The organism is Thioalkalivibrio sp. ALJ7 (assembly GCF_000376865.1).
Taxonomy (GTDB): domain Bacteria; phylum Pseudomonadota; class Gammaproteobacteria; order Ectothiorhodospirales; family Ectothiorhodospiraceae; genus Thioalkalivibrio.
The window spans coordinates 90,027-110,357 of record NZ_AQXQ01000008.1; the positions used below are offsets into that span (position 1 = coordinate 90,027).

The 20,331-nt window shown below is 63.4% G+C and carries 17 protein-coding genes; 6 read left to right on the forward strand and 11 right to left on the reverse strand.

Annotated features, from left to right (window positions below):
- Positions 1–407 precede the first annotated feature (407 nt).
- Positions 408–956 carry a glutathione peroxidase gene (locus tag D002_RS0103380; protein WP_018140504.1) on the reverse strand — a complete coding sequence of 183 codons (549 nt, stop codon included), beginning with the start codon at positions 954–956 and terminating at the stop codon, positions 408–410.
- Positions 957–1,099: 143 nt separating this feature from the next.
- On the opposite strand from D002_RS0103380, the gene ubiG reads away from it, so the two are divergent.
- Complete coding sequence (gene ubiG / locus D002_RS0103385; protein WP_018140505.1) at positions 1,100–1,858, forward strand: bifunctional 2-polyprenyl-6-hydroxyphenol methylase/3-demethylubiquinol 3-O-methyltransferase UbiG; 759 nt, start codon at positions 1,100–1,102, stop codon at positions 1,856–1,858.
- 177 nt (positions 1,859–2,035) lie between these two features.
- Positions 2,036–3,004, forward strand: coding sequence for a sensor domain-containing diguanylate cyclase (locus D002_RS0103390; RefSeq protein ID WP_018140506.1), 969 nt, complete (start codon positions 2,036–2,038; stop codon positions 3,002–3,004).
- A gap of 72 nt (positions 3,005–3,076) precedes the next feature.
- Here D002_RS0103390 and D002_RS13035 read toward each other — a convergent pair whose 3' ends face one another.
- Together D002_RS13035 and D002_RS0103405 are read right to left on the reverse strand one after the other, a co-directional pair.
- The gene (locus tag D002_RS13035; protein ID WP_018140507.1) at positions 3,077–3,622 is read right to left on the reverse strand and encodes a cyclin-dependent kinase inhibitor 3 family protein; all 546 of its coding nucleotides are present in this window, start codon (positions 3,620–3,622) and stop codon (positions 3,077–3,079) included.
- On the reverse strand, positions 3,619–4,887 hold the full coding sequence (locus D002_RS0103405) for a phosphatidylserine/phosphatidylglycerophosphate/cardiolipin synthase family protein (protein WP_018140508.1): 1,269 nt from the start codon (positions 4,885–4,887) through the stop codon (positions 3,619–3,621). Before D002_RS0103405 ends, D002_RS13035 begins: the two co-directional genes overlap by 4 nt.
- Before the next feature lie 167 nt (positions 4,888–5,054).
- On the opposite strand from D002_RS0103405, the gene D002_RS0103410 reads away from it, so the two are divergent.
- Positions 5,055–8,207 (forward strand): error-prone DNA polymerase, encoded by a 3,153-nt coding sequence (locus D002_RS0103410; RefSeq protein WP_018140509.1) that lies wholly within the window; start codon positions 5,055–5,057, stop codon positions 8,205–8,207.
- 182 nt (positions 8,208–8,389) lie between these two features.
- On the opposite strand, the gene D002_RS0103415 is transcribed toward D002_RS0103410, so the two are convergent.
- Positions 8,390–9,820 (reverse strand): mannose-1-phosphate guanylyltransferase/mannose-6-phosphate isomerase, encoded by a 1,431-nt coding sequence (locus tag D002_RS0103415; RefSeq protein WP_018140510.1) that lies wholly within the window; start codon positions 9,818–9,820, stop codon positions 8,390–8,392.
- Between the two features lie 5 nt (positions 9,821–9,825).
- Positions 9,826–11,169, reverse strand: a complete 1,344-nt coding sequence (locus D002_RS0103420) for a phosphomannomutase/phosphoglucomutase (protein WP_018140511.1) — start codon at positions 11,167–11,169, stop codon at positions 9,826–9,828.
- A 182-nt stretch (positions 11,170–11,351) separates the two neighbouring features.
- Between D002_RS0103420 and D002_RS0103425 the strand changes: the two genes are divergently transcribed.
- Positions 11,352–12,113, forward strand: coding sequence for a class I SAM-dependent methyltransferase (locus D002_RS0103425; protein ID WP_018140512.1), 762 nt, complete (start codon positions 11,352–11,354; stop codon positions 12,111–12,113).
- 625 nt (positions 12,114–12,738) lie between these two features.
- Here D002_RS0103425 and D002_RS0103430 read toward each other — a convergent pair.
- The 4 genes from D002_RS0103430 to D002_RS0103445 all read right to left on the reverse strand — a co-directional run bounded on the left by D002_RS0103430 (position 12,739) and on the right by D002_RS0103445 (position 16,399).
- A complete protein-coding gene (locus D002_RS0103430) occupies positions 12,739–14,010 on the reverse strand; it encodes a GGDEF domain-containing protein (protein ID WP_018140513.1) in 1,272 nt (423 codons plus the stop codon).
- 123 nt (positions 14,011–14,133) lie between these two features.
- A complete protein-coding gene (locus D002_RS0103435) occupies positions 14,134–14,526 on the reverse strand; it encodes a CBS domain-containing protein (RefSeq protein ID WP_018140514.1) in 393 nt (130 codons plus the stop codon).
- An 11-nt stretch (positions 14,527–14,537) separates the two neighbouring features.
- Positions 14,538–14,885 carry a P-II family nitrogen regulator gene (locus D002_RS0103440; RefSeq protein WP_018140515.1) on the reverse strand — a complete coding sequence of 116 codons (348 nt, stop codon included), beginning with the start codon at positions 14,883–14,885 and terminating at the stop codon, positions 14,538–14,540.
- Between the two features lie 2 nt (positions 14,886–14,887).
- Positions 14,888–16,399 carry a DUF1538 domain-containing protein gene (locus tag D002_RS0103445; RefSeq protein ID WP_018140516.1) on the reverse strand — a complete coding sequence of 504 codons (1,512 nt, stop codon included), beginning with the start codon at positions 16,397–16,399 and terminating at the stop codon, positions 14,888–14,890.
- A 77-nt stretch (positions 16,400–16,476) separates the two neighbouring features.
- On the opposite strand from D002_RS0103445, the gene D002_RS0103450 reads away from it, so the two are divergent.
- Together D002_RS0103450 and D002_RS0103455 are read left to right on the forward strand one after the other, a co-directional pair.
- Positions 16,477–17,181, forward strand: a complete 705-nt coding sequence (locus D002_RS0103450; RefSeq protein WP_018140517.1) for an SDR family NAD(P)-dependent oxidoreductase — start codon at positions 16,477–16,479, stop codon at positions 17,179–17,181.
- A 90-nt stretch (positions 17,182–17,271) separates the two neighbouring features.
- Complete coding sequence (locus tag D002_RS0103455; RefSeq protein ID WP_018140518.1) at positions 17,272–17,922, forward strand: OmpW family protein; 651 nt, start codon at positions 17,272–17,274, stop codon at positions 17,920–17,922.
- Between the two features lie 29 nt (positions 17,923–17,951).
- On the opposite strand, the gene D002_RS0103460 is transcribed toward D002_RS0103455, so the two are convergent.
- Positions 17,952–18,374 carry an HIT domain-containing protein gene (locus D002_RS0103460; protein WP_018140519.1) on the reverse strand — a complete coding sequence of 141 codons (423 nt, stop codon included), beginning with the start codon at positions 18,372–18,374 and terminating at the stop codon, positions 17,952–17,954.
- A complete protein-coding gene (locus tag D002_RS0103465; RefSeq protein ID WP_018140520.1) occupies positions 18,364–20,331 on the reverse strand; it encodes a M1 family metallopeptidase in 1,968 nt (655 codons plus the stop codon). Before D002_RS0103465 ends, D002_RS0103460 begins: the two co-directional genes overlap by 11 nt.

Sequence of the window (20,331 nt, forward strand, 5' to 3'; positions counted from 1 at the left end):
GCAAGACGCTGGACGAAGGAAGCCCTCCGGGCCTTTCTAGGGAGACGCTGATTGAATCGCACGTCCGCGTTGGTGCCCCCCAGTTTTTCGAGACAAAGCGTTCCGAGACAAGGCGCGTCGTGTAGCGGGTAGTGGTTCTACCCGCCCGTTTCTGATGGATTGGGGGCGCAACGCAGGATCGGGCCATATTCATTCAGAATCGGGGGGGCACCAACCCCACAAACCATGGAAAGCAGGGGCTCGGCCGCCCGTTGTTATCAAAAACGGGCGTGGGAACGGCGTTGCGGCTCCCTTGTGCAGAATGACTGCACGGCAGTCACCGCGCCTTGTTCCCACGCAAAAGCGACTCGAGCGCGGACGCGCGATTAAATCAGCGCCTCCCTAGCGCGCCGTTTGGGCCGCGTGGCTCAGAGGATGCTCTCGATGGCGCGACGAAGGTCGGCTGTCTCGGGGCCGGCCTGACTGGGAAAGTTCGCCACTACGCGACCATCACGGTCGACCACATACTTGTAGAAGTTCCAGCGCGGTTCGGCCGACTGGCGCGCCAGCTCCTGGAAGATCGGATGGGCGTTTTCGCCACGCACGCCGATCGGCTTGAACATGTCGAAGCTCACACCGAAGTTCTCGAAGCAGACGCGAGCGGTTTCGGCCTCGTCGTCGGCTTCCTGATTGAAGTCATGCGAGGGGAATCCAACGACCTTGAGCCCCTGATCCCGATACTGCTGGTACAGCACCTCCAGGCCCCCGAACTGGTCGGTATAGCCGCAATGACTGGCGGTGTTGATCACCAGCAGCGGATGCCCCTGATAGCGCTCCTGCAGGTTCACCACTTCGGAGGAATGCAGGCGCCCCAACTCGTGCTCGAACAGCGCTGCGGTATCCGGCTCGGCAGCGGCCGTGCCGCCAAAGGGCACGGCCAGCAGGAGGACGGCGAAAAGGCGGGCAGAAAAGGACATGGCAGATCTCCGCAGTGGCACGATGCTGAGACCGTCGCGAGAGAAAACGGTTCTCCGATCGGCATCGTCGACGCGCCCGGATCGATCTTTTCCCGCCCCCACTGGTCGCAAAGACACCGCCCCTTGCCAGGAGCATAAGCCCGATGGCGTCTCCAAACGTTGCGCAGGACTCTACCGTCGACCCCGAGGAGGTCGCCCGCTACCGGGCCCTGGCCGAGATGTGGTGGCAGCCGGACGGCAGACTATGGCCGCTGCATGTCCTGAATCGATTGAGGACCGAGTACATCCGCGAGGCGCTTTGCCACTCCCTGGGGCGCGACCGCCACGCAGACAAGCCCCTTGCGGGTCTACGACTGCTGGATATCGGCTGTGGAGGGGGCCTGTTGAGCGAGGCCATGGCCCGCGAGGGGGCCGACGTTCTGGGGGTAGATGTGGTGGACCGCAATATCGCTGTCGCGCGACAGCACGCGGCAGATCAAGGCCTCGCCGTTACCTATGAGCTGCACACGGCCGAGGAACTGGCCGAGCGTGGTGAGACCTTCGACGTGATCCTCAACATGGAGGTGGTCGAACATGTGGCCAATCTCTCGTCATTCATGCGCAGCGTGCATCGCATGCTCCGTCCCGGCGGCCACACCTTTGTGGCGACCATCAACCGCAACCCGATCTCCTGGCTCGTCGCGATTGTGGGAGCGGAATACCTTTTCCGAATTCTGCCCCGCGGCACCCACCAGTGGAGACGCTTCGTAAGCCCCGCAGAGACGCGCGCACTGTTTGCCCGCGACGGCCTGGAAGAAGTGGCCCGCACCGGCGTCAAGGTCAATCCGCTCAACCGCAAGATGTGGTTATCGCCATCGATGAGCGTGAACTACATGCTTCAGGCCAGACGCCCTTCCGCGTAACGCCAAACCCCTCGCCCCCATGCCATGCCCCACGGCCGCAGCGTCGAATGACGGATATCTCGGCGTTCGCTCAGCGTGAGCCGCGAACTCACTCCAATGCCGGCAGCACTGTACCTATATCGCATTCTCCTTATATAGTTCAGCCCCACTCGGGCCGCGCAGAGCGATGAAAACGGTATGGAAAACGAGAATGCCCAGGTTTCACGGGCCGAATATGAGGCCCTTCGGGCAGAACGCGACCAGCTGCTCGCACTCCTTCGCGCGCTTCCGGATATCTCCTTCGTCATCGATACCGATGGCCTGTATGTGCGTGTCATCGGGGGCGCCAACGAGACCATGTACATCGATGGCAAGACGCTGGAAGGCCACACCCTTCACGAAGCGCTGCCCGCTGAAATCGCGGACCGCTGCCTAAACCTCGTACACGAGGCCATCCGCACGGGCGATCTGCAAACGGTGGAGTACCCCTTGCGCGTGTCCGAAGTCGCGCTACTTCCCGATGCCTCACGGAAAGGTTCAAAAGGTGAGGTCGAACAATGGTTCGAGGGACGTGTCATCCCTCTATCGCCTTTCGATCACCCGAAACCCGTGGCCCTCTGGGTGGCCGTCAATATCACCCCCCGCAAGCAGCTGGAGCAGTACTGGCGCGAGGCGGCTCATACCGACTCGTTGACTGGGGTGGCCAATCGGTTACGACTGTTTGATCGCGCCCACCGCGAGGTCGAGCGGGCGCACCGCCATGGACGTCCGTTCTGCGTGCTGATGATCGACTTCGATCATTTCAAGCGGATCAATGACCACTACGGGCACGCCACTGGCGACGACGCGTTGCGTGCGGTCACCCGCGCCTGCGGCGAGATGCTGCGAGACAACGACTTTATGGGCCGCACCGGCGGAGAAGAATTTGCCGTGATCCTGCCAGAGACCGACCTGGAGGGCGCTCGGCACACCGCAAACCGGCTGTTGGAGACGGTCCGCACCATTCAGTTACCGAACGCCGCACCCGACCTTCACCTCACGATCTCGATTGGGTGTGCCCGCCTGCAAGCGGGAGAAGGCCTGGACCGCTTGATGCGCCGCGCGGATGAGCACCTCTACGCCGCGAAGGCCGCCGGGCGCGACCGCTGCTGCGGCGACTGCAATTAAGACGCAGGTGTCTTCTACCCCCGACCGTCGTCCAACCATCTTTCTGCGCGCCCTGAACCGGTGGATTCGGATTCAGATCGCCGATCCGGGACGCGTCTGCAGGTAGAGTTGTTGATCGGGGCTCTCGATGGCACCTGGGCGCGCCTGGCGCACGGTGGCGATCGCCTGGTCGGGTGACTCGCCGCGCTCAATCAGGGTCAGCGCTGCGATGGTCCCTGCCCGGCCCAAACCGCCGCCGCAATGGAACACCACGGACTCGCCGTCTTTCAGCTTTTGATGAATGGTCGGCCCTACCGCCAGCCATTGCTCCTCCCAGGGGCGATCAGGGGCGGCCATGTCACCGATTGGCAAGTACAGCCACTCCATCCCCGCTGCCTGGACAGTCTCCCCGAGCTGCGGCACACCCAGGGCCTCCAGCTCCTGTGGCGGATTCAACGTGACCACAGTGGTCGCGCCCCAGTCACGGATCGCGGCCAGGTCAGACGAGAGATCGCCGCCCTCGCGCGCGGATGCGGGCAGATCGAGCTCTGTACCCGGACAACGGGTGATGCCAATTGCCCCGCCCTCGGGTAAGCGCAGGGTTCCAATTTCAAGCGCACGTGGCAGATCTGTCGTCATAGATAAGGTCCAATCACCCAGGTAATCCAACCCGCAAGGCGGAAGCGCCACGGCCGGTTTTCCCATGCTTCTATCGTCAAGCGTTCCGCCTCAGCCTTGTCGGACTGGATCAGTTCGCGGATCTCCCGGGCGAAGTCCTCGTCCCATATGTTCAGGTTGGCCTCGTCGTTGAGACGAAACGACCGATTGTGCAGATTGGCCGAACCCACGCTAGCCCAGCGGTCGTCGACCGCCATCAGCTTGGAGTGGTACATGCGGGGGTGATATTCGTAGAGCTCCACACCGGCTTCGAGCATCGGACGCCAGCGATTGACCGAGGCATGGCGGAAGAAACCCAGATTCATGCCATCCCCCGGCACCAGGACGCGAATCGTTACGCCCCGGTCGGCTGCCTCCACCAATGCATCGAGAAAATCCGGATCGGGGTAGAAGTACGCCGTGCCAATGGTGATGTGTTCCTCGGCGGCCGCAATCGCATGCAGGAACATGGCGCGCACACGGTGCCGCCCCTCGCGCGGGGCGCTGTTTACCACCTGGGCATCGCGGTTGCCGGCTTCCACTAAGGCCGGAAAATACGCCTCGCCGGTAGGCATCCGGCCCGTGGCATCAAGCCAGGTCTCCATGAACGCAGCCTGCATATTGCCCACCACCGGCCCCGTGATGCGGAAATGGTTGTCACGATAGGCCTCCCGATCCTCACCGGGGAGCCAGGCATCCGCCATATTGGCGCCCCCGATAAAGCCGGTCTGACCATCGACCACCAGTAACTTGCGATGGGTGCGGTGGTTGAAGCGTGATAACTGGTACCAGGACGGCTCCCGCCAGCGAACCAGCTCCACCCCAGCCTCCTCCATGCGGTCGAACTGGTCGGGATCGGCATTGCGCGAACCAATGAAATCCAGCACGGCATGCACCTTAACGCCGCGCTCCGCCGCGTTCGTCAAGGCTTCGGAGAAGACCTTCGCCTGATCGCCCCAGTATTCGTACACCTCGAAAGTAACCGAGTGCTCGGCGTTCTCGATCGCTTCGATCTTCGCCGCGTAGATGGCCTCGCCATCCTTTAGCATCTCGATCTCGTTACCGCTGACAATGGGCTGCTGCAGGAGCAGGCCCATATCGCGCCGGAACTGGTCTGACGAAGTGCCATAGTCCAGCGCCAGCGGTTCCTTGAGACGGTCCGGCTTGGGCAGGGCATTGAACAGCATCACGTTGCCCAGCACAAAGACCAGGACAAGAAGCATGACCGGCAAGAAGACGTAGCGCATGAGGGACTCCGCGTAATCGGCGGGGGATCAGGGTATTGGGCGCAGTGTACACACGCGGGTCGCGGGACTCCGGAATCAGGCCACAAAGCATCAGGACGGGCGTTCCTGCGCCGCGATGACGGGCATACCTGTCGACTTCCGCATAGTACTGTATATTTTTACAGTCTATGTGCAGCGCGTCCCACACCTTTCCTGCCCCCTCAGCGGAACCTGCCTATGCCGAGCTGACTGCGCTCAGCAATTTCTCGTTCCTGCGCGGGGCCTCGCACCCGGAGGAGCTGGTCGAACGGGCACAGACACTGGGGTATCGAGCACTGGCGCTGACCGATATCGCCTCGCTAGCCGGGGTGGTGCGCGCCCACGCCGCCGCGAAGGACTGCGGCCTGCACCTGATCCTGGGGGCGACCTTCCAACTCGCGGATGGCCCCACCCTGACCCTGCTGGTGCGCAATGCCACGGGCTATGCCGCGCTGTGCCGTCTGATCACCCGGGCGCGCGGGGCAGCAAATAAGGGGCATTACCACCTGACGCAGTCGGACCTCGATGCCCTGCCCGCCGAGGCGCGGGCCGGCTGGCACGTCCTGCTGCGTATCGAACCCGAGATCCCGGAGCCGACGCTCGCCGAGGCGGCCCGCTGGCTGGCCGGGTGGGCCGCGCCGGGGCAGGTCCATCTGGCGGTCAGTCAGCTGCGCACGCCGGAGGATGTCCCACTCGCGACCCGCGCACGGCAGCTCGCCGACACGACGGGACTCCCGATCGTCGCTTGCGGCGATGTGCACATGCATTCTCGCGGCCGGCGTGCCCTGCAGGACGTGCTGACCGCGCTGCGCCTGCGCACCACGGTTGCCGAGGCGGCCCCGGCGCGCTTCCCCAACGGCGAACGCTGCCTGCGCCCGCGCGACGACCTGGCCACGCTGTATCCCGCCACCTGGCTCGCGGCCAGCGTGCGGATCGCACAGGACTGCGACTTCTCGCTGGACGCGGTCACCTACCGCTACCCGACCGATCCCCTGCCCCGGGACACGAGCCCGGCCGCCTATCTGCGCGAGGAGACCCTGAAGGGCGCACGCGGGCGCTGGCCCGATGGCATCCCGCCGAAGGTGTCCGAGCAGATCGCGCGCGAGCTCGGGATCATCGCGCAACTCGGCTACGAGCCCTACTTTCTGACGGTCTACGACATCGTGCGCTTTGCCCGTGGCCGCGGGATCCTGTGCCAGGGGCGCGGCTCGGCGGCGAATTCCGCCGTTTGTTATGCCCTCGGCATCACGGCGGTGGACCCCTCGCGCTCCAGCATGCTGTTCGAGCGCTTCATCTCCGCCGAGCGTGGCGAGCCGCCGGATATCGATGTCGACTTCGAACACGAGCGCCGCGAGGAGGTGATCCAGTACATCTACCAGCGCTATGGCCGTGAGCGCGCGGCCCTGGCCTGCACCGTAATCCGCTACCGCCGGCGCAGCGCCCTGCGCGACGTCGGTCGCGCCCTGGGCATCTCGCGCGCGCGGCTGGATGCGCTGACCGCCAACCTCGCCTGGTGGGACGACGGCATCCCCGCCGAGCGCCTGCGCGAGGTCGGGCTGGACCCGAACGGCGCGCTGGCTCGGCAGTGGCAGGCGTTGACCGCCGAGCTACTCGGCTTCCCGCGCCACCTGTCGCAGCACACCGGGGGCTTCGTAATCGCCGAGGGACGACTGGACGAACTGGTCCCAATCGAGAACGCCGCCATGCCGGAGCGCTCGGTAATCCAGTGGGACAAGGACGACCTGGACGCCGTGGGCCTGCTGAAGATCGATGTGCTGGCGCTGGGCATGCTCTCCTGCGTACGCCGCGCGCTGGAGCTGATGGCCCTCCACCGTGGCCGCGACTGGGGCCTGGCCGACATCCCTACCGAAGACCCGGCCGTCTACCGCATGCTGCAAAAGGCCGACACCCTGGGCGTATTCCAGATCGAGTCGCGCGCCCAAATGAGCATGCTGCCGCGGCTGAAGCCCAGCAACTTCTACGACCTGGTGATCCAGATCGCCATCGTGCGCCCTGGCCCGATCCAGGGGGACATGGTCCACCCGTATCTGAAGCGCCGCGCCCACCCGGACAAGGTGCGCTATCCCAACCCCGAGGTTCGGCGGGTCCTGGAGCGCACCATGGGCGTACCGATCTTTCAGGAGCAGGTGATTGAACTGGCGATGGTCGCAGCCGGTTTCACCGCCGGCGAGGCCGACGGCCTGCGCCGCGCCATCGGCGCCTGGCGGCGTACCGGACGCCTGGCGACCTACCGCGAACGCTTAATGCAAGGCATGCAGAAACGTGGCTATCCATCGGAATTTGCAGAGAAGCTCTACCAGCAGATCCTCGGCTTCGGGGAATACGGCTTTCCCGAATCGCACTCCGCCAGCTTTGCCCTGATTACCTACGTCTCGTCCTGGTTCAAGCGCCATGAACCCGCGATCTTTGCCTGCGCCCTGCTGAACAGCCAGCCAATGGGGTTCTACGCCCCGGCGCAGATCGTGGCCGACGCCCGCCGCCACGGTGTCGAGGTGCGCCCAGTGGACGTGCGCTTCAGCGACTGGGACTGCACGGTGGAACCCATCGCGGGCAGTGACGCCTTGGCCCTGCGCCTGGGCCTGAACCGGATTGGCGGACTGGCGCAGACCGTCGCGGAGCGGATCGTGGCCGCGCGTCAGACGCGCCCATTTCAGGATGTGCCGGACCTGGTGGCGCGGGCCGCCCTCACCCGCGCCCAGGCCAATCGCCTGGCTCGCGCCGACGCCCTGAAAGGCCTTGCCGGCAACCGCCACCAGGCGCGCTGGACGACCGAGGCGGTGGAAGAACCTCTGCCACTGTTCGCCAATCTCCCAGCCGAGGCCACCCGCGAAGCCGACGTAACCCCGCTGCTCCCCCGCCCGGATGGGATCGACGACCTGGTACAGGACTACGCCACCCAAGGCCTGAGCCTGGGCCCACACCCGCTGGCACTGATGCGCCCGTTTCTGGAACAGCAGCGCCTGGCCACCGCCGCCCGGCTACTGGAACAGCCCGGTCATAGCGGCGCCCGCTACGCCGGAATCGTCATTACCCGCCAACGGCCTGGTTCCGCCAAAGGCACGGTATTCCTGACGCTAGAGGACGAGAGCGGCACGCTGAACCTGATCGTCTGGCCGGACCGGGTGGAGCGCTTTCGCGCCGAGGTCCTGCACGGCCGCCTGCTGGAGGCCCACGGGGAATGGCAGTACAGCGAGGGGGTCGGCCACCTGATCGTGCAGCGCCTGATCGACCGCAGCGCCTGGCTGGGCGAGCTCGTTACCCACTCCCGCGACTTCGGCTAATCCGCGTCTCCCTGGTGGGATGCGGATTAAGGACCAATGGCTTTTGCACCACGAAGCCCACGAAGGCACGAAGAACAGACAAGGGACAGCAGCAACAAGGCAAAGTCGAGTTATGCGCGAACAGGCGGCTTGATCAGCGTCTGCCGGGGAATCGGCTCCATTGACCGCACCCGCTACCGTTTTCAGGTGCGGCCGTAGACGTCTTCCAAGCGGACGATATCATCCTCACCCAGATAGCTGCCCGACTGCACCTCGATCAACTCCAGGGGCAGTGTTCCCGGATTCTCCAGGCAATGAACCTGCCCGATGGGGATAAATGTCGACTCGTTCTCGGTGACCAGATAGTTCTGCTCGCCATTGGTCACCCGCGCCGTCCCGCGGACCACCACCCAATGCTCGGCCCGATGATGGTGCATTTGCAGGGACAGTCGGGCGCCGGGCTTCACCGTGATCCGCTTCACCTGGTACCGAGCTCCGGTGTCGATCGATTCGTAGCATCCCCAGGGGCGATAGACCGCAGGGTGATTCATATGCTCGGTTCGATTGGCGACCCGCAACCGATCCACGATGCGTTTAACGTCCTGTACGCGGTCACGATCGGCCACCAGCACCGCATCTCGGGTCGCAATCACGGCCAGATTGCGCAGACCGATGCCCGCCACCAGCAGGCCGTCGGCGTCGACCACGCAGCCCTCGCTGTCTTCCAGCAGGCAGTCACCGCGAAGGGTGTTGCCCTCCCCGTCCATGCCGCGAACGTTGGCCAGGGCTGACCACGAGCCGATGTCGCTCCAACCAGCAGACAGCGGCGTTACGGCGGCACGCTCAGTGCGTTCCATCACGGCGTAGTCCACCGAGATGTTCGGGGCGGCCGCGAAGGCCTCCGGATCAACCCGCAGGAAGTCCAGGTCCTCACACGCACTTTCCAGCGCCCCGCGACAGGCGGCCACGATAGCGGGCTCGAAGTGCTCCAGTTCCTTCAGATACTGCGAGGCACGGAACACGAACATGCCGCTGTTCCAGAGATAGTCCCCGCCGTCCACATACGCCTGCGCGGTCGCTACATCCGGCTTTTCTACAAAGCGGGCGACCCGCGCCCCGGAACTGCCCAGGGGCTCGCCCTGCTGGATATACCCATAGCCGGTCTCGGCGGCAGTCGGCACGATACCGAACGTCACTAGGTAACCCGCTTCGGCAAGCGCCACCGCGCGAGCGACTGCCTCCCGGAAGGCATCGGGATCACCGATGTGGTGATCTGCCGCCAGCACCAGGAGCAGCGGATCGCGGCCCTCCGCCTGCGCCTGCAGAGCCGCCAGCGCGATAGCAGGCGCCGTGTTTCGGCCTTCCGGCTCCAACAGGATTCGGGCGTGTTCCACCCCAATAGCCCGCAACTGCTCGGCCGCCAGGAAGCGGTGTTCCACATTTGCCAGCACCAGGGGCGCAAAGCAGCCAAGGCCCTCCAGGCGGTGGGCGGTTTGCTGTAACAGAGTCTGTTCACCCGTCAGGGGGAGAAACTGCTTGGGGTAATGGCTGCGCGATACCGGCCATAATCGAGTGCCCGAGCCTCCGGCGAGGATGACGGGCTGAAGTTCGCTCTGGCGATCCATGCGTTCCATCGGGCTCACCCCTTGATCAAGCTCGAAATCTCGTCCACACGCTGATTCAGAAGGGCTGCATTAGCGCGGGTCTCCACATTCAGCCTCAACAGCGGTTCGGTATTCGAGCTGCGCAGGTTGAAGCGCCAGTCGGCGAATTCCAGGCAGATACCATCGGTATCGTCCCGGATGCCACCCTGCCCTGCATAGGCCTCGAGGACACGATCCGTAGCCGCGGCGGCGTCCTCCACTTCGAAATTCAGTTCGCCACTGCACGGGAAGCGCGCCATCCGCTCCGCGACCATGGAGCCCAGCGACTGCTTACGGCGCCCCATCAGTTCGGCCACCCGCAGCCAGGGCAACATACCGGTATCGCAGTAGTAGAAATCCCGAAAATAGTGGTGCGCGCTCATTTCGCCGCCATAGATGGCGTCTTCGTAACGCAATCGCTCCTTCATAAAGGCGTGCCCCGTCTTCGACTGGATAGGCTCGCCTCCGGCGGCGCGGACCATCTCAATGGTGTTCCAGGTAAGGCGCGGGTCATGGACGATGCGCTCTCCGGCATGCCCTTCCAGGCAGGCCTCGGCCAACAATCCAACGATGTAGTAGCCCTCGATGAAGTGGCCTTCGGCGTCGAACAGGAAACAGCGATCGAAGTCGCCATCCCACGCAACCCCCAGATCCGCGCCATGCGCGCGAACCGCTTCGGCCGTGGCGGCGCGGTTCTCGGGAAGCAACGGATTGGGAATGCCATTGGGAAACCGACCATCCGGCTCGAAGTTCACCCGTATGAACTCGAACGGCAGATACGGCTCCAGTGCTTCCAGCACCGGGCCCGCGCCCCCGTTGCCGGGATTCACGACCACTTTGAGTTTGGGCAGCGAAGGAGAATCGACCGAGGCCAGCAAGCGGGCAATGTAATCCGCACGATGATCCAGGCGCCGGACCTGACCATTCGGCAGCGGCCGGAAATCGCCGCGTTCGGCTCGCGCCCGGATGGCCTGCAGCCCGGAATCGCCGCTGATTGGGCGGGCATCGCTACGCACCAGCTTCAGCCCGTTGTAGTCCAGGGGGTTGTGGCTGGCGGTAACCATAATCCCTCCCCCAGCCCCGTGATGGGCGGTCGCGAAGTACACCTCCTCGGTGCCACACATGCCGATATCGGCCACATCGCTTCCACCGGCGGTCAGACCTCCGATGAGGGCCTGGGCCAGCTCCGGACTGGACAGACGGATATCGTGCCCGACCACGGTCCGTCCCGGCCGAATCTCCTCGGCAAAGGCGCGACCGATCGCATGCACAACCTCCGGATTGAGTTGATCCGGCACTCGGCCCCGCACGTCATAGGCCTTGAAACAGTCGATCTTCATGCACATCCCTTCCGGCGTTCACCACCCCCGAGCCTATCGAGGGAATCACAACTCCTCACCGCATGATACATAGCCAAAACGGCCCATGGCGCCCGATCAGTGCCATTGGCGTGAACAACGTTACTTGACGTTACTGACGCATGCCCCCGAACATGGTGTGTTTATCCAACGAGGAGAAGCCGATGAGTGAGCCGCAAGTGAAGACCGAGGAGAAGAAGCAGCATTTTGACGATATCTACGTCGCCGAGACCCCGGTGCCGTTCAAGGAGCGCATTATCGACGCGCTCGATTACATCTCCGACGACTTCAACCGGCAAACCTTCGACCGGCTGATCCTCCCCTGGGCCGAACAACAGGCCGCAGCCGGCAAGACCCTCAATTACGTGGATCTTTGCTGCTGCTTCGGCAACACCACCATGGCGGCCATCCACAATATGGATGTCGAGGCGATCCGCGCCAACTGGGCGGACGAACAAGCCTGCAAGACCGTCGCGGCCCCGCGCCGACTGCCGATGAAGACCACCGGCATCGACATCTCCGGCAATGCGCTGGCCTATGGCAAGAGCGCCGGGCTGTTCGACGAGACCTTCGAGGCTGACCTCAACCAGCCCGCCCCGGAGACCCAGGACGCGATCGAGAAGGCCATGGCCGATGCGGACATCGTGATCTCCACGGCCTCCCTGGTCTATCTGGATCCACCGGCGATCGAGAAGTTGGTGCGCTCCTTCGCGGAAGCCCCGCGCGAAGGCTACATGCTGGTCAACTTCCTGAACCCCTTCGCCCTGGAAAAGGCCGATGCGACCAAGCGCCTGCTGCTGGAACATCTGGAGTTCGTGGGCAGCACCGCCAGCCGCCATCGTCGGCTTTCTCCGCTGGAACAGGAGAACTATCCAGGCGAAGACTGGGCCCTGCTGGAAATCTGGGTCCTGCGCCGCCGCGCCTAGTCCTCAGCAAGTTGCCAGCGAAACGGACACTACCGTCTCGCCACGCACCAACGGGCCGGCCTTTGCGCCGGCCCGTTGCATTTTGAAGCATTAAGGAAACGCTAATTAATGTGCACGCTCGCGCTCGAGTCGCTTTTGCGTGCGAACAAGGCGCGGTGACTGCCGTGCAGTCACTCTGCACAAGGGAGCCGCAACGCCGTGCGCGCTCAAAAGCGGCCGAGCCCCTGCACTCAATAGCTTGTGGGGTTGGCGCCCCAGGTTCCCCGATCCTGCGTTGCGGCCCGAATCAGTCAACAACGGGCCGGTAGAACCACTACCGGCTGCGCACCGCGCCTGGTCTCGGAAAACCTGGGGCGCCAACGCGAGCGTGCACATTAATCAGCGTTTCCTTAATGGACCACGAAGCGCACGAAGAGACGAAGAAGGGCCCATTCAAGGGATATTTGCAGGAAGACCGGAAGCTATGAAGGTATTGGGGTGTCAGACCTGATCCCATCGCGTATCAACTGCCAATCGTCCCACCAACAATCTCCTTGCCTTCCCAACTTCCTGTGAACCGCCCTTAGCCCTTCGCAGCGCTCTCTATGCGCTCTGTGGTGAAATCGAAATCGAGCTTACGTGGTCATCAGAGCGAGACGACGCGGTTACGGCCGGCTTCCTTGGCCTGGTACATCGCTTCGTCGACGCGGCGGGCGAAGGTCTTGGGGGTATCTCCGGGCCGCATATCCGTGACGCCAAAGCTGGCGGTAACCGAAATCGGACACGACGTCTTCATCGCAGCGACGGTCTGACGGAGCTTTTCGGCCATCGCCTCCGCGCCCTTGCAGGGGGTCTCCGGCACCACGACCATGAACTCCTCACCACCCCAGCGCCCCAGGGCATCGGCTTCGCGTAGTGCCTTGCGCACGGTGTCGGCAAGCTTTTTGAGCACCTCATCGCCGGTTTCATGACCGTAGTCGTCGTTGAAGTCCTTGAAGTGGTCGATGTCGAACATGATCAGTGACAGCGGTCGCCCGTAGCGCCGGCTGCGCTCCATCTCCGTCTCCAGCGTATCGCCCAGACTCAGACGATTCGCCAGGCCCGTCAGCCAGTCCGTATGGGCGAGACGGCGGACTTCGTCCTCCATACGCACCCGGTCGGTGATGTCCTTCCCGATCGCCACGTAGTGCGTAATCTGGCCCCTTTCGTTAATCACCGGATTGATGGTCTGTTCAAGATGAATCAACGAGCCGTCGTGGCGGCGGTTCACAAATTCGCCCCGGAAGGTATCGCCACGTTTCAGGGTCTCCCACATCTCTTGATAAAAGGCATCCTCCTGCTGACCCGATTTGAACAGACGCGGATTCTGCCCCAGCACTTGGTTGCGGCTATATCCAGTCTGTTCTTCAAAGGCCACATTCACGTATACGATGTTGCCCTGGGGGTCGGTGATCAGCACCGGGTCTCCCGCCACTTCCAGGGCCGTGGAGAGCAGGCGTAACTGATCGTCTCGTTCCCGGTCCTCGGTTTCATCACGCTGGACGGAAACAAAGTGGGTTACCGCACCCGTGTCGTCGGCGTAGATGGGGGAGATGTGCAAACTGACAACGTAGCGACGACCCTCGCGGGTATAGTTCACCGTCTCGCCGTCATAGGAATGGCCTTGCTCCAACGCCGCACGTAATTCGTGCCGGAATTCTTCGCTGGTCTCCGGCCCTTGCAACATCCGCGGCGTCTTGCCCAACACGTCATCCCGGGAATATCCCGTGATCCGTTCGAATCCGCGATTCACGTAAAGAATCCGCGGCCCTTCATCAAGATCGGCATCGGTGACCAGAACCGCGTTGAGAGAGTGCTCAATTGCCGTCTCCAGCAAACGCAGCTTCTCGTAGCCCTCGATGGATGGAACGGTCGTCATGTGTGGGGCAGCTCCGGTTTAACAGCGAACGCAGGCGCGCCGCAGGACGGGTTTCCAAATGTAGTGCGAGTTCACTCGTCTACGGAGGTTCCCCAGGACGATGAAACCGGTGCTGCGTCGCGGTCAGTCCATGTCGGCCATTTCCAGGATCGAGCCGACAATGTCACTGGTGGTAACGATGCCTTCGAGCTCATTGCCTTTCAGCACCACCAGGCGGCGGATCCCCTGGCTGACCATGAGTCGTGCAACGTACTTTACGTCCATCTCGGCGGGCACGGTAATCACCGGCTTGGTACAGACATCATAGACATTGGAGAGGTCAATATCGCCCTCTTCCGCCACGATGGTCTTGAGGATCGTGGTGTAGGTAATGATCCCATAGGCATCGTGGGCGTGCTGCTTGTCCACCACCAGGGACTTCACTTTGTGCTTGCGCATCAGTTGCATCGCCTCGCGCAGGGGTGCCAGCGGCGATACGGTGATGACGTCGGACTTGAGGATTTCGCGTACCAGCATGATGTTCTCCCTCAAAGTTCTTCCTTGACCTGTTCCTGGAACTGTTCGATCTGGTTGCGCCCAATACCGGCCAGATGGGCGACATCGACCGTGAAGGCGATCCCCCGGGGATCATTGGCCAGATCAAGCTCTTTCGAAATGGCCTTGAGCACACCCAGGGCCACCTTTTTTTCCAGCACCCACAACAGTACGGACTGGCTACCCTCGTAGGTCATACCGAGAAAGGTCTTGCGCGCCTCGGCGCCAATCCCACGGCCATCCATGATGGTGACACCACCCGCGCCCGCCTCCTTGGCCGTTGCGATCGCACGCTCCTCCAGGTCATCGGACAAAACCGCCACCAGTGCGGAAAATCTCATTGCTATTCCTCCTGCTGCTCGTTGCGAGCCAGCCAGCGTTCGTAAAGGTCCACGGCAATGGCGTAGAGCATGACCGTGACGATCGGGAAGATCGAGGCAAAGGCGATCAGGCCAAAGCCATCGATCAGCACATTGCGGTCTTCCAGGTGGGTCGCCAGGCCGATCCCCAGCGCGGTTACTAGCGGCACCGTCACCTCCGACGTGGTAACCCCACCGAGATCAAAAGCCAGCGCCACAATCTGCTTCGGTGCCAGGATCGTCAGCACGATCACCAGCAGATAGCCGCCCATGATGTAGTGATGGATAGAATCGCCCGCCAGGATGCGATGAACCCCAATGGTGATCCCGATCGCCACCCCAAGCGCGACCAGGATTCGGATCACATTGCCCCGCAGGGAGCCATGCGCCGCCTCCTCCGCCTTCTGGCCGATCGCAATCAACGCCGGTTCCGCCATCGTTGTGGCAAAGCCAATGGAAAACGCGAACAGATAGACCCACAGGAACAGCTCGTTGGTGATCAGCTGCTCCGCCATGCTCTCGCCGATCGGGAACAGCCCCAGCTTCAGCCCGACCACAAAGGCATACAGGCCCAGCACGACCAGCGCAAACCCAAAGATCACGCGCGGTAGATAGGGGATACGCTTGCGCAGCACGAAGTACTGGAAGACCACGATCACCGCGATAATGGGCGCCACGTCACGCAGCATCAGCAACAAGTCCATGCCCATCGCCGACAGCCAGTGGCGCTCGCCCTCACCCGGCAGGGCCGTATCCGGGTCCATTGCCTCCGCCTCCCCGCCTGCAGGGGCCGCGATATCCGCTCCGGCAAATACGATGATCCCGTAGATCTGCACCGTGATCATCGGGACCATCACCGCGAGAGCGACCAAGCCAAAGCCATCCCTTAGCGGGTTGCGCCCACTGATCGACGCCGCCAGGCCCAGCCCCAGGGCCGCAATGAGCGGCACCGTGACGATATTCGTGGTGACCCCGCCCGAGTCATAAGCCAGGCCGACAATCTCCTCCGGGGCAAAGAAGGTCACCAGGACCACCAGCACGTAGCCGCTCAGGATGTACCAGTGCAGCGGGTGTCCGAGCACCGTGCGCAGGATACCCAGCGCGACCACCGCGCCCACCGACAGGGCGACGATCATGCGTAGCACGAAGCCCTCGATCCGACCCTCGCTAATCAGCTCTGCCTGCTCGGCCACCGCAATCAGCGCCGGCTCCGCGATCACCGTGGAGAAGCCCAGCGTGAATCCGAAGGCCATCAGCAATAGCAGCGAGCCGCGCCGCGCCAGCGCGTTCGACAGGTTCTTGCCAATGGGGAAGATCCCCATCTCCAGACCCTGCAGAAACAACGCCACGCCGAAGACCACGATGGCCAGGCCCACCACCATGGAGAGCAAGCCATCCGGCACGGTTTGCAGCACAAGTGCCTGAAACACCGCGACCACGATCACAATCGGGGCCAGATTGCGCGCGGCATGGCCTAAGGTGTGAAGGAAGTTCATGCGCTCCTTTTCCGATCCCGGCTTGCTCCGGGTACGCACGCCCGGAATCTATTTCCAGACCCGCGGTCGCAGTATCCATGGAATCCCTGAATACACCCTATCGCGCCGTCGTCATCGGTGCCACGGGCGGCCTTGGCGCCGCGTTTGTCGAGCACCTGGAGCAGGACCCGAATTGCGAACGCGTGGTCGGGCTGGGCCGTCAAAGTACTCCCCCGGTGGACCTGCTCGACGAGGCCAGTATTGAACAGGCCGCGATCTGGCTGCGCGAACAGGCCAAGGAATGGGACCTGATCCTGGACGCGACCGGCATCCTGACCATCGATGGAAACGGGCCGGAAAAGCGGCTGCGCGAGATCGATCCTGCGATCATGGCCCAGTCCTTCGCCATCAACGCAATTGGCCCGGCCCTGCTGTTCAAACACCTCGCTCCCCTGCTCCCTCGCAATCACAAGGGCGTGCTCGCCACCCTGTCCGCGCGAGTAGGCTCCATCGAGGACAACCACCTGGGCGGCTGGATCAGTTATCGCGCCTCCAAGGCCGCGCTCAACCAGATCGTGCGCACCACGGCCCTGGAGCTGCGCTTCAGCCATCGCCAGGCCGTGGTCATCGCCCTTCAGCCCGGCACCGTTGCCACATCGCTTTCCGAACCCTACCGGGCGCGGGCACCGGAAGTGCTTACGCCTGCGTACTCGACCGGAGAACTGCTCAAGGTCCTGGATAAACGGGACGCCGAGGACTCCGGACGTCTCTATGACTTCGAGGGCCAGCGCCTGCCGTTCTGAACAATCGCCGCCCCAGATGATCTGCATCAACGTTTCCTGATGCAGCTGGCGCATTATGCCTCCAAACGATAACCCCTTGGAGGCATTGAAATGCGAAGCACCCTGACCTTCCGCTCCCTGGCCCTGGCGGGCCTGCTGGCCCCAGCCGCACTGCTTCCGGCCCACGCCACCGCCGCCAATGCCGACGTCTCCGCTGGTGATTGGCTGCTGCGTGGCGGTCTGACCTATATCTCTCCGAAGTCGGACAATGGGGAGCTAACAGACAGCGACCTGGGCGTGGATGTCGGTTCCAGCACCCGCCCAACCGGCACGGTCACCTACATGATGACCGACAACCTCGGTCTGGAGCTGTTGGTTGGTATCCCGTTCAAGCATGACATCGCACTCGATGGCTTGGGCAATGTGGGTTACACCCGGCACCTGCCGCCAACGCTGAGCCTGCAGTACCACTTCAACACCGGGACCGCATACCGCCCGTACCTAGGCGCTGGCGTGAATTACACCCATTTCTTCGATGAGACCACCCGGGGGGCACTGTCCGATCACAAATTGCGCCTGGACGACTCCTGGGGCGTCGCGCTTCAGGCCGGTATCGACCTGGCAGTTACCGACAATTGGTTTGTGAACGCTGAAGTCCGCTGGATCGACATCGAGAGCACCGCGCGACTCAACGGCGAACGGATAGGAACGGTCGAGATCGATCCTTGGGCCTTTGGGATGAACGTCGGCTACCGCTTCTGAGCCGTAGCCCAAGCGAGGGCGACGTCGGGCTAAGCCCCCACGTCGGCAACGAGGCCGAGGACCCGCGCAATGCGGTCCTCGGCCTCTTGCGTTTCCAGACCTCGCGATCTCGCCACGCCCCAGACCGGGCCGGGCCAAGCTGGATCGCCCTCGAAACGCGCAACATGGTGCAGGTGCAGCTGCTCGACGATATTGCCCAGTTTTGCCACGTTCAATGCCTTGGGGGTAAAGACCTGCTCCATCGCCTGCGCCAGGGCGCAGGACTCTCGAGCCAGCTGGGCCGCATCTTCCCGACCCAGCGTGTGCAGTTCACGCACACCTGGCCGACGAGGGACCAGGATGAACCACGGATAGTCCCAGTGATCCATCAGGCGCACGCGAGACAGCGGCCAGTCCGCCACGGCCCAGGTGTCGGCTTCCAGGCGCGCATCCAGGACAAAGTCATTCGTCATACGTCAGATCCTGCCACACCCCACCCTTGGGCCAGAGCCCGGTCACGCGCTCACCATTCCCATCGGGGAGCAGATAACTGTAATGGGAACGATGGCGCAGCTCCGCAGCCACACCACGCCGCTCCGATGCATCCGCCCCGCTAATCACCACCAGGTCGGCATCGGGAACCGCCCAGGCACGCGCGCCTGAACCCGCTTCCAGTTCTGACTCCACCATCGATGGGGTTGCGGGCAGGTCACGATCCGCCAGCCACTGGGCGACCGGTTCATGTTCACCCAGAAGGATGCGCATGCCCTCCATCTCATCGGCCTCCTTGGGGGCACGACCCAGCCAGGGGGCGACTTCCTCGACACCGGCATCCCCCAGCGCGATGACGCGCACATCCGGGTCCAGGGCCGCCTGGCGCAGGATCGCCGGCGACTCACTCGGAGGGAGGTGGCGAAATACCCGCCAATCCGGATCCACTGCGATGGCGAGTGGACGCTGGTCATGCTCGAGGGTGAACGACCGTTCAGCGGTCTCGAGTTCGACCCAATGCGTCCTGGTTCCCTCCTCGGTTTTGATCTCCAAGGGTACGCGCACGGACCACGGGTCCTGCTCGAAACGTTGCCGCAGCTGTCCCTCGACACGCCAGCCTTCGCCTTGCTCGGCCAGGCGCAAATCGGTCAGTTCCAATGCGGGTGCGCCCGCACGGCGAACCCATTGCTCGAAAAACGCCCTCAGGTCCTCGTCCGTAACCCCATCGAAGGCATCGACGAGGGCGTCCCAGTGCGCCTCACGGAAGCGCCATTCGCCAAAAAGCGCCCGGGATCCCTCCACCACGGACTCGCGCCCTACCCAGTCCTCCAGCATGGCCCACAACATGGCCCCCCGGTGATATCCCGCAATCCGTGCAGCCCCCGAGTTGCCGCCCCGGAAATCGCCATGGGGCCGGTCCTCGCTTTGGGGCAATGCAGCATAGTCACGCAGCCACTGACCGCGCTCCTCGCGACCCTCGCCACGTTCGCGTTTGAAGGCGTAGTCCGCCTGGTAGGTTGTAAGCCCCTCGGACCAGTTGCCACCCGTATCATCGACGTAAACACCGGTACCCCACCAGTTGTGCAGGACCTCATGCCCCAGTGAGGTATGCGGGATGAACGGCAGGGGAATGACCCGTTCCCCCAACAATGTGAAGCCGGAGAAGGCCTGTCCTACTGGTTGCGGACTGGCGGCGATCGTGAAGGTGTCGAACGGGTAGGCGCCAATTTGCTCACCAAACCGTTCGAGATACTCCGCCGCCTGCTCGCGGTAAATCTCGCCGAAGCGTCCTTCCAGCGCGGCCGGAAACAAGGTGCGTACTGAGAGCCCTTCGATCTCGTGATCGGCGGCTTCCCACGGGCCCGTCGCAACCGCCAGGGCACGCCCAGCCGGATGCTCGAAGGTCGCCCGGTAACGCCCCCCATCCTCCTCTTCGTGGACACGGGATCCCGAGGCTACGCCCAGGTGGCCATCCGCGACATCCAGGCGAATACGGACCGGGTGCGGCTCTGAATCCGGACGCCGTGGGTACCAATCCGCACCGGGCGGCAGGAAGCCACCCTGGTCGCCCAGAAAGCCACCACCCGGGCGGGCCTGGCTGGGCGCAGACAGACGCGCGCCGTAGACAATCGCCAGCACACCGCCACCGGCTTCAGGTGGCCGTTCGAGTTCGATCCAGCCCGCATCACTCCGGGAATATTCGATTGGATCGCCACCTTGGGTCACGGCGTCCACCGCAATAGCCGGATCCAACCGAAAACAAGCCAGCGAGGCCGGGTCCACTCGTGCCGGATCCACCTCGAATCGCCCTTCCATCCGTGCCTGGCTCGGGATCAGCTCGATCTGCAGCGTGACCCCCTCAAAATCCGTGTCCGCCACCGCCTTGCTGCCGACCAGCACGAGCACGACCACGCAGGTGATCGCCACACTCAATCGCAT

Coding starts and splice junctions, on each gene's coding strand:
- D002_RS0103380 (WP_018140504.1), bottom strand. CDS start 956: ATGTCCTTTTCTGCCCGCCTTTTCGCCGTCCTCCTGCTGGCCGTGCCC.
- ubiG (WP_018140505.1), top strand. CDS start 1,100: ATGGCGTCTCCAAACGTTGCGCAGGACTCTACCGTCGACCCCGAGGAG.
- D002_RS0103390 (WP_018140506.1), top strand. CDS start 2,036: ATGGAAAACGAGAATGCCCAGGTTTCACGGGCCGAATATGAGGCCCTT.
- D002_RS13035 (WP_018140507.1), bottom strand. CDS start 3,622: ATGACGACAGATCTGCCACGTGCGCTTGAAATTGGAACCCTGCGCTTA.
- D002_RS0103405 (WP_018140508.1), bottom strand. CDS start 4,887: ATGCGCTACGTCTTCTTGCCGGTCATGCTTCTTGTCCTGGTCTTTGTG.
- D002_RS0103410 (WP_018140509.1), top strand. CDS start 5,055: ATGTGCAGCGCGTCCCACACCTTTCCTGCCCCCTCAGCGGAACCTGCC.
- D002_RS0103415 (WP_018140510.1), bottom strand. CDS start 9,820: ATGGAACGCATGGATCGCCAGAGCGAACTTCAGCCCGTCATCCTCGCC.
- D002_RS0103420 (WP_018140511.1), bottom strand. CDS start 11,169: ATGAAGATCGACTGTTTCAAGGCCTATGACGTGCGGGGCCGAGTGCCG.
- D002_RS0103425 (WP_018140512.1), top strand. CDS start 11,352: ATGAGTGAGCCGCAAGTGAAGACCGAGGAGAAGAAGCAGCATTTTGAC.
- D002_RS0103430 (WP_018140513.1), bottom strand. CDS start 14,010: ATGACGACCGTTCCATCCATCGAGGGCTACGAGAAGCTGCGTTTGCTG.
- D002_RS0103435 (WP_018140514.1), bottom strand. CDS start 14,526: ATGCTGGTACGCGAAATCCTCAAGTCCGACGTCATCACCGTATCGCCG.
- D002_RS0103440 (WP_018140515.1), bottom strand. CDS start 14,885: ATGAGATTTTCCGCACTGGTGGCGGTTTTGTCCGATGACCTGGAGGAG.
- D002_RS0103445 (WP_018140516.1), bottom strand. CDS start 16,399: ATGAACTTCCTTCACACCTTAGGCCATGCCGCGCGCAATCTGGCCCCG.
- D002_RS0103450 (WP_018140517.1), top strand. CDS start 16,477: ATGGAATCCCTGAATACACCCTATCGCGCCGTCGTCATCGGTGCCACG.
- D002_RS0103455 (WP_018140518.1), top strand. CDS start 17,272: ATGCGAAGCACCCTGACCTTCCGCTCCCTGGCCCTGGCGGGCCTGCTG.
- D002_RS0103460 (WP_018140519.1), bottom strand. CDS start 18,374: ATGACGAATGACTTTGTCCTGGATGCGCGCCTGGAAGCCGACACCTGG.
- D002_RS0103465 (WP_018140520.1), bottom strand. CDS start 20,331: ATGCGATTGAGTGTGGCGATCACCTGCGTGGTCGTGCTCGTGCTGGTC.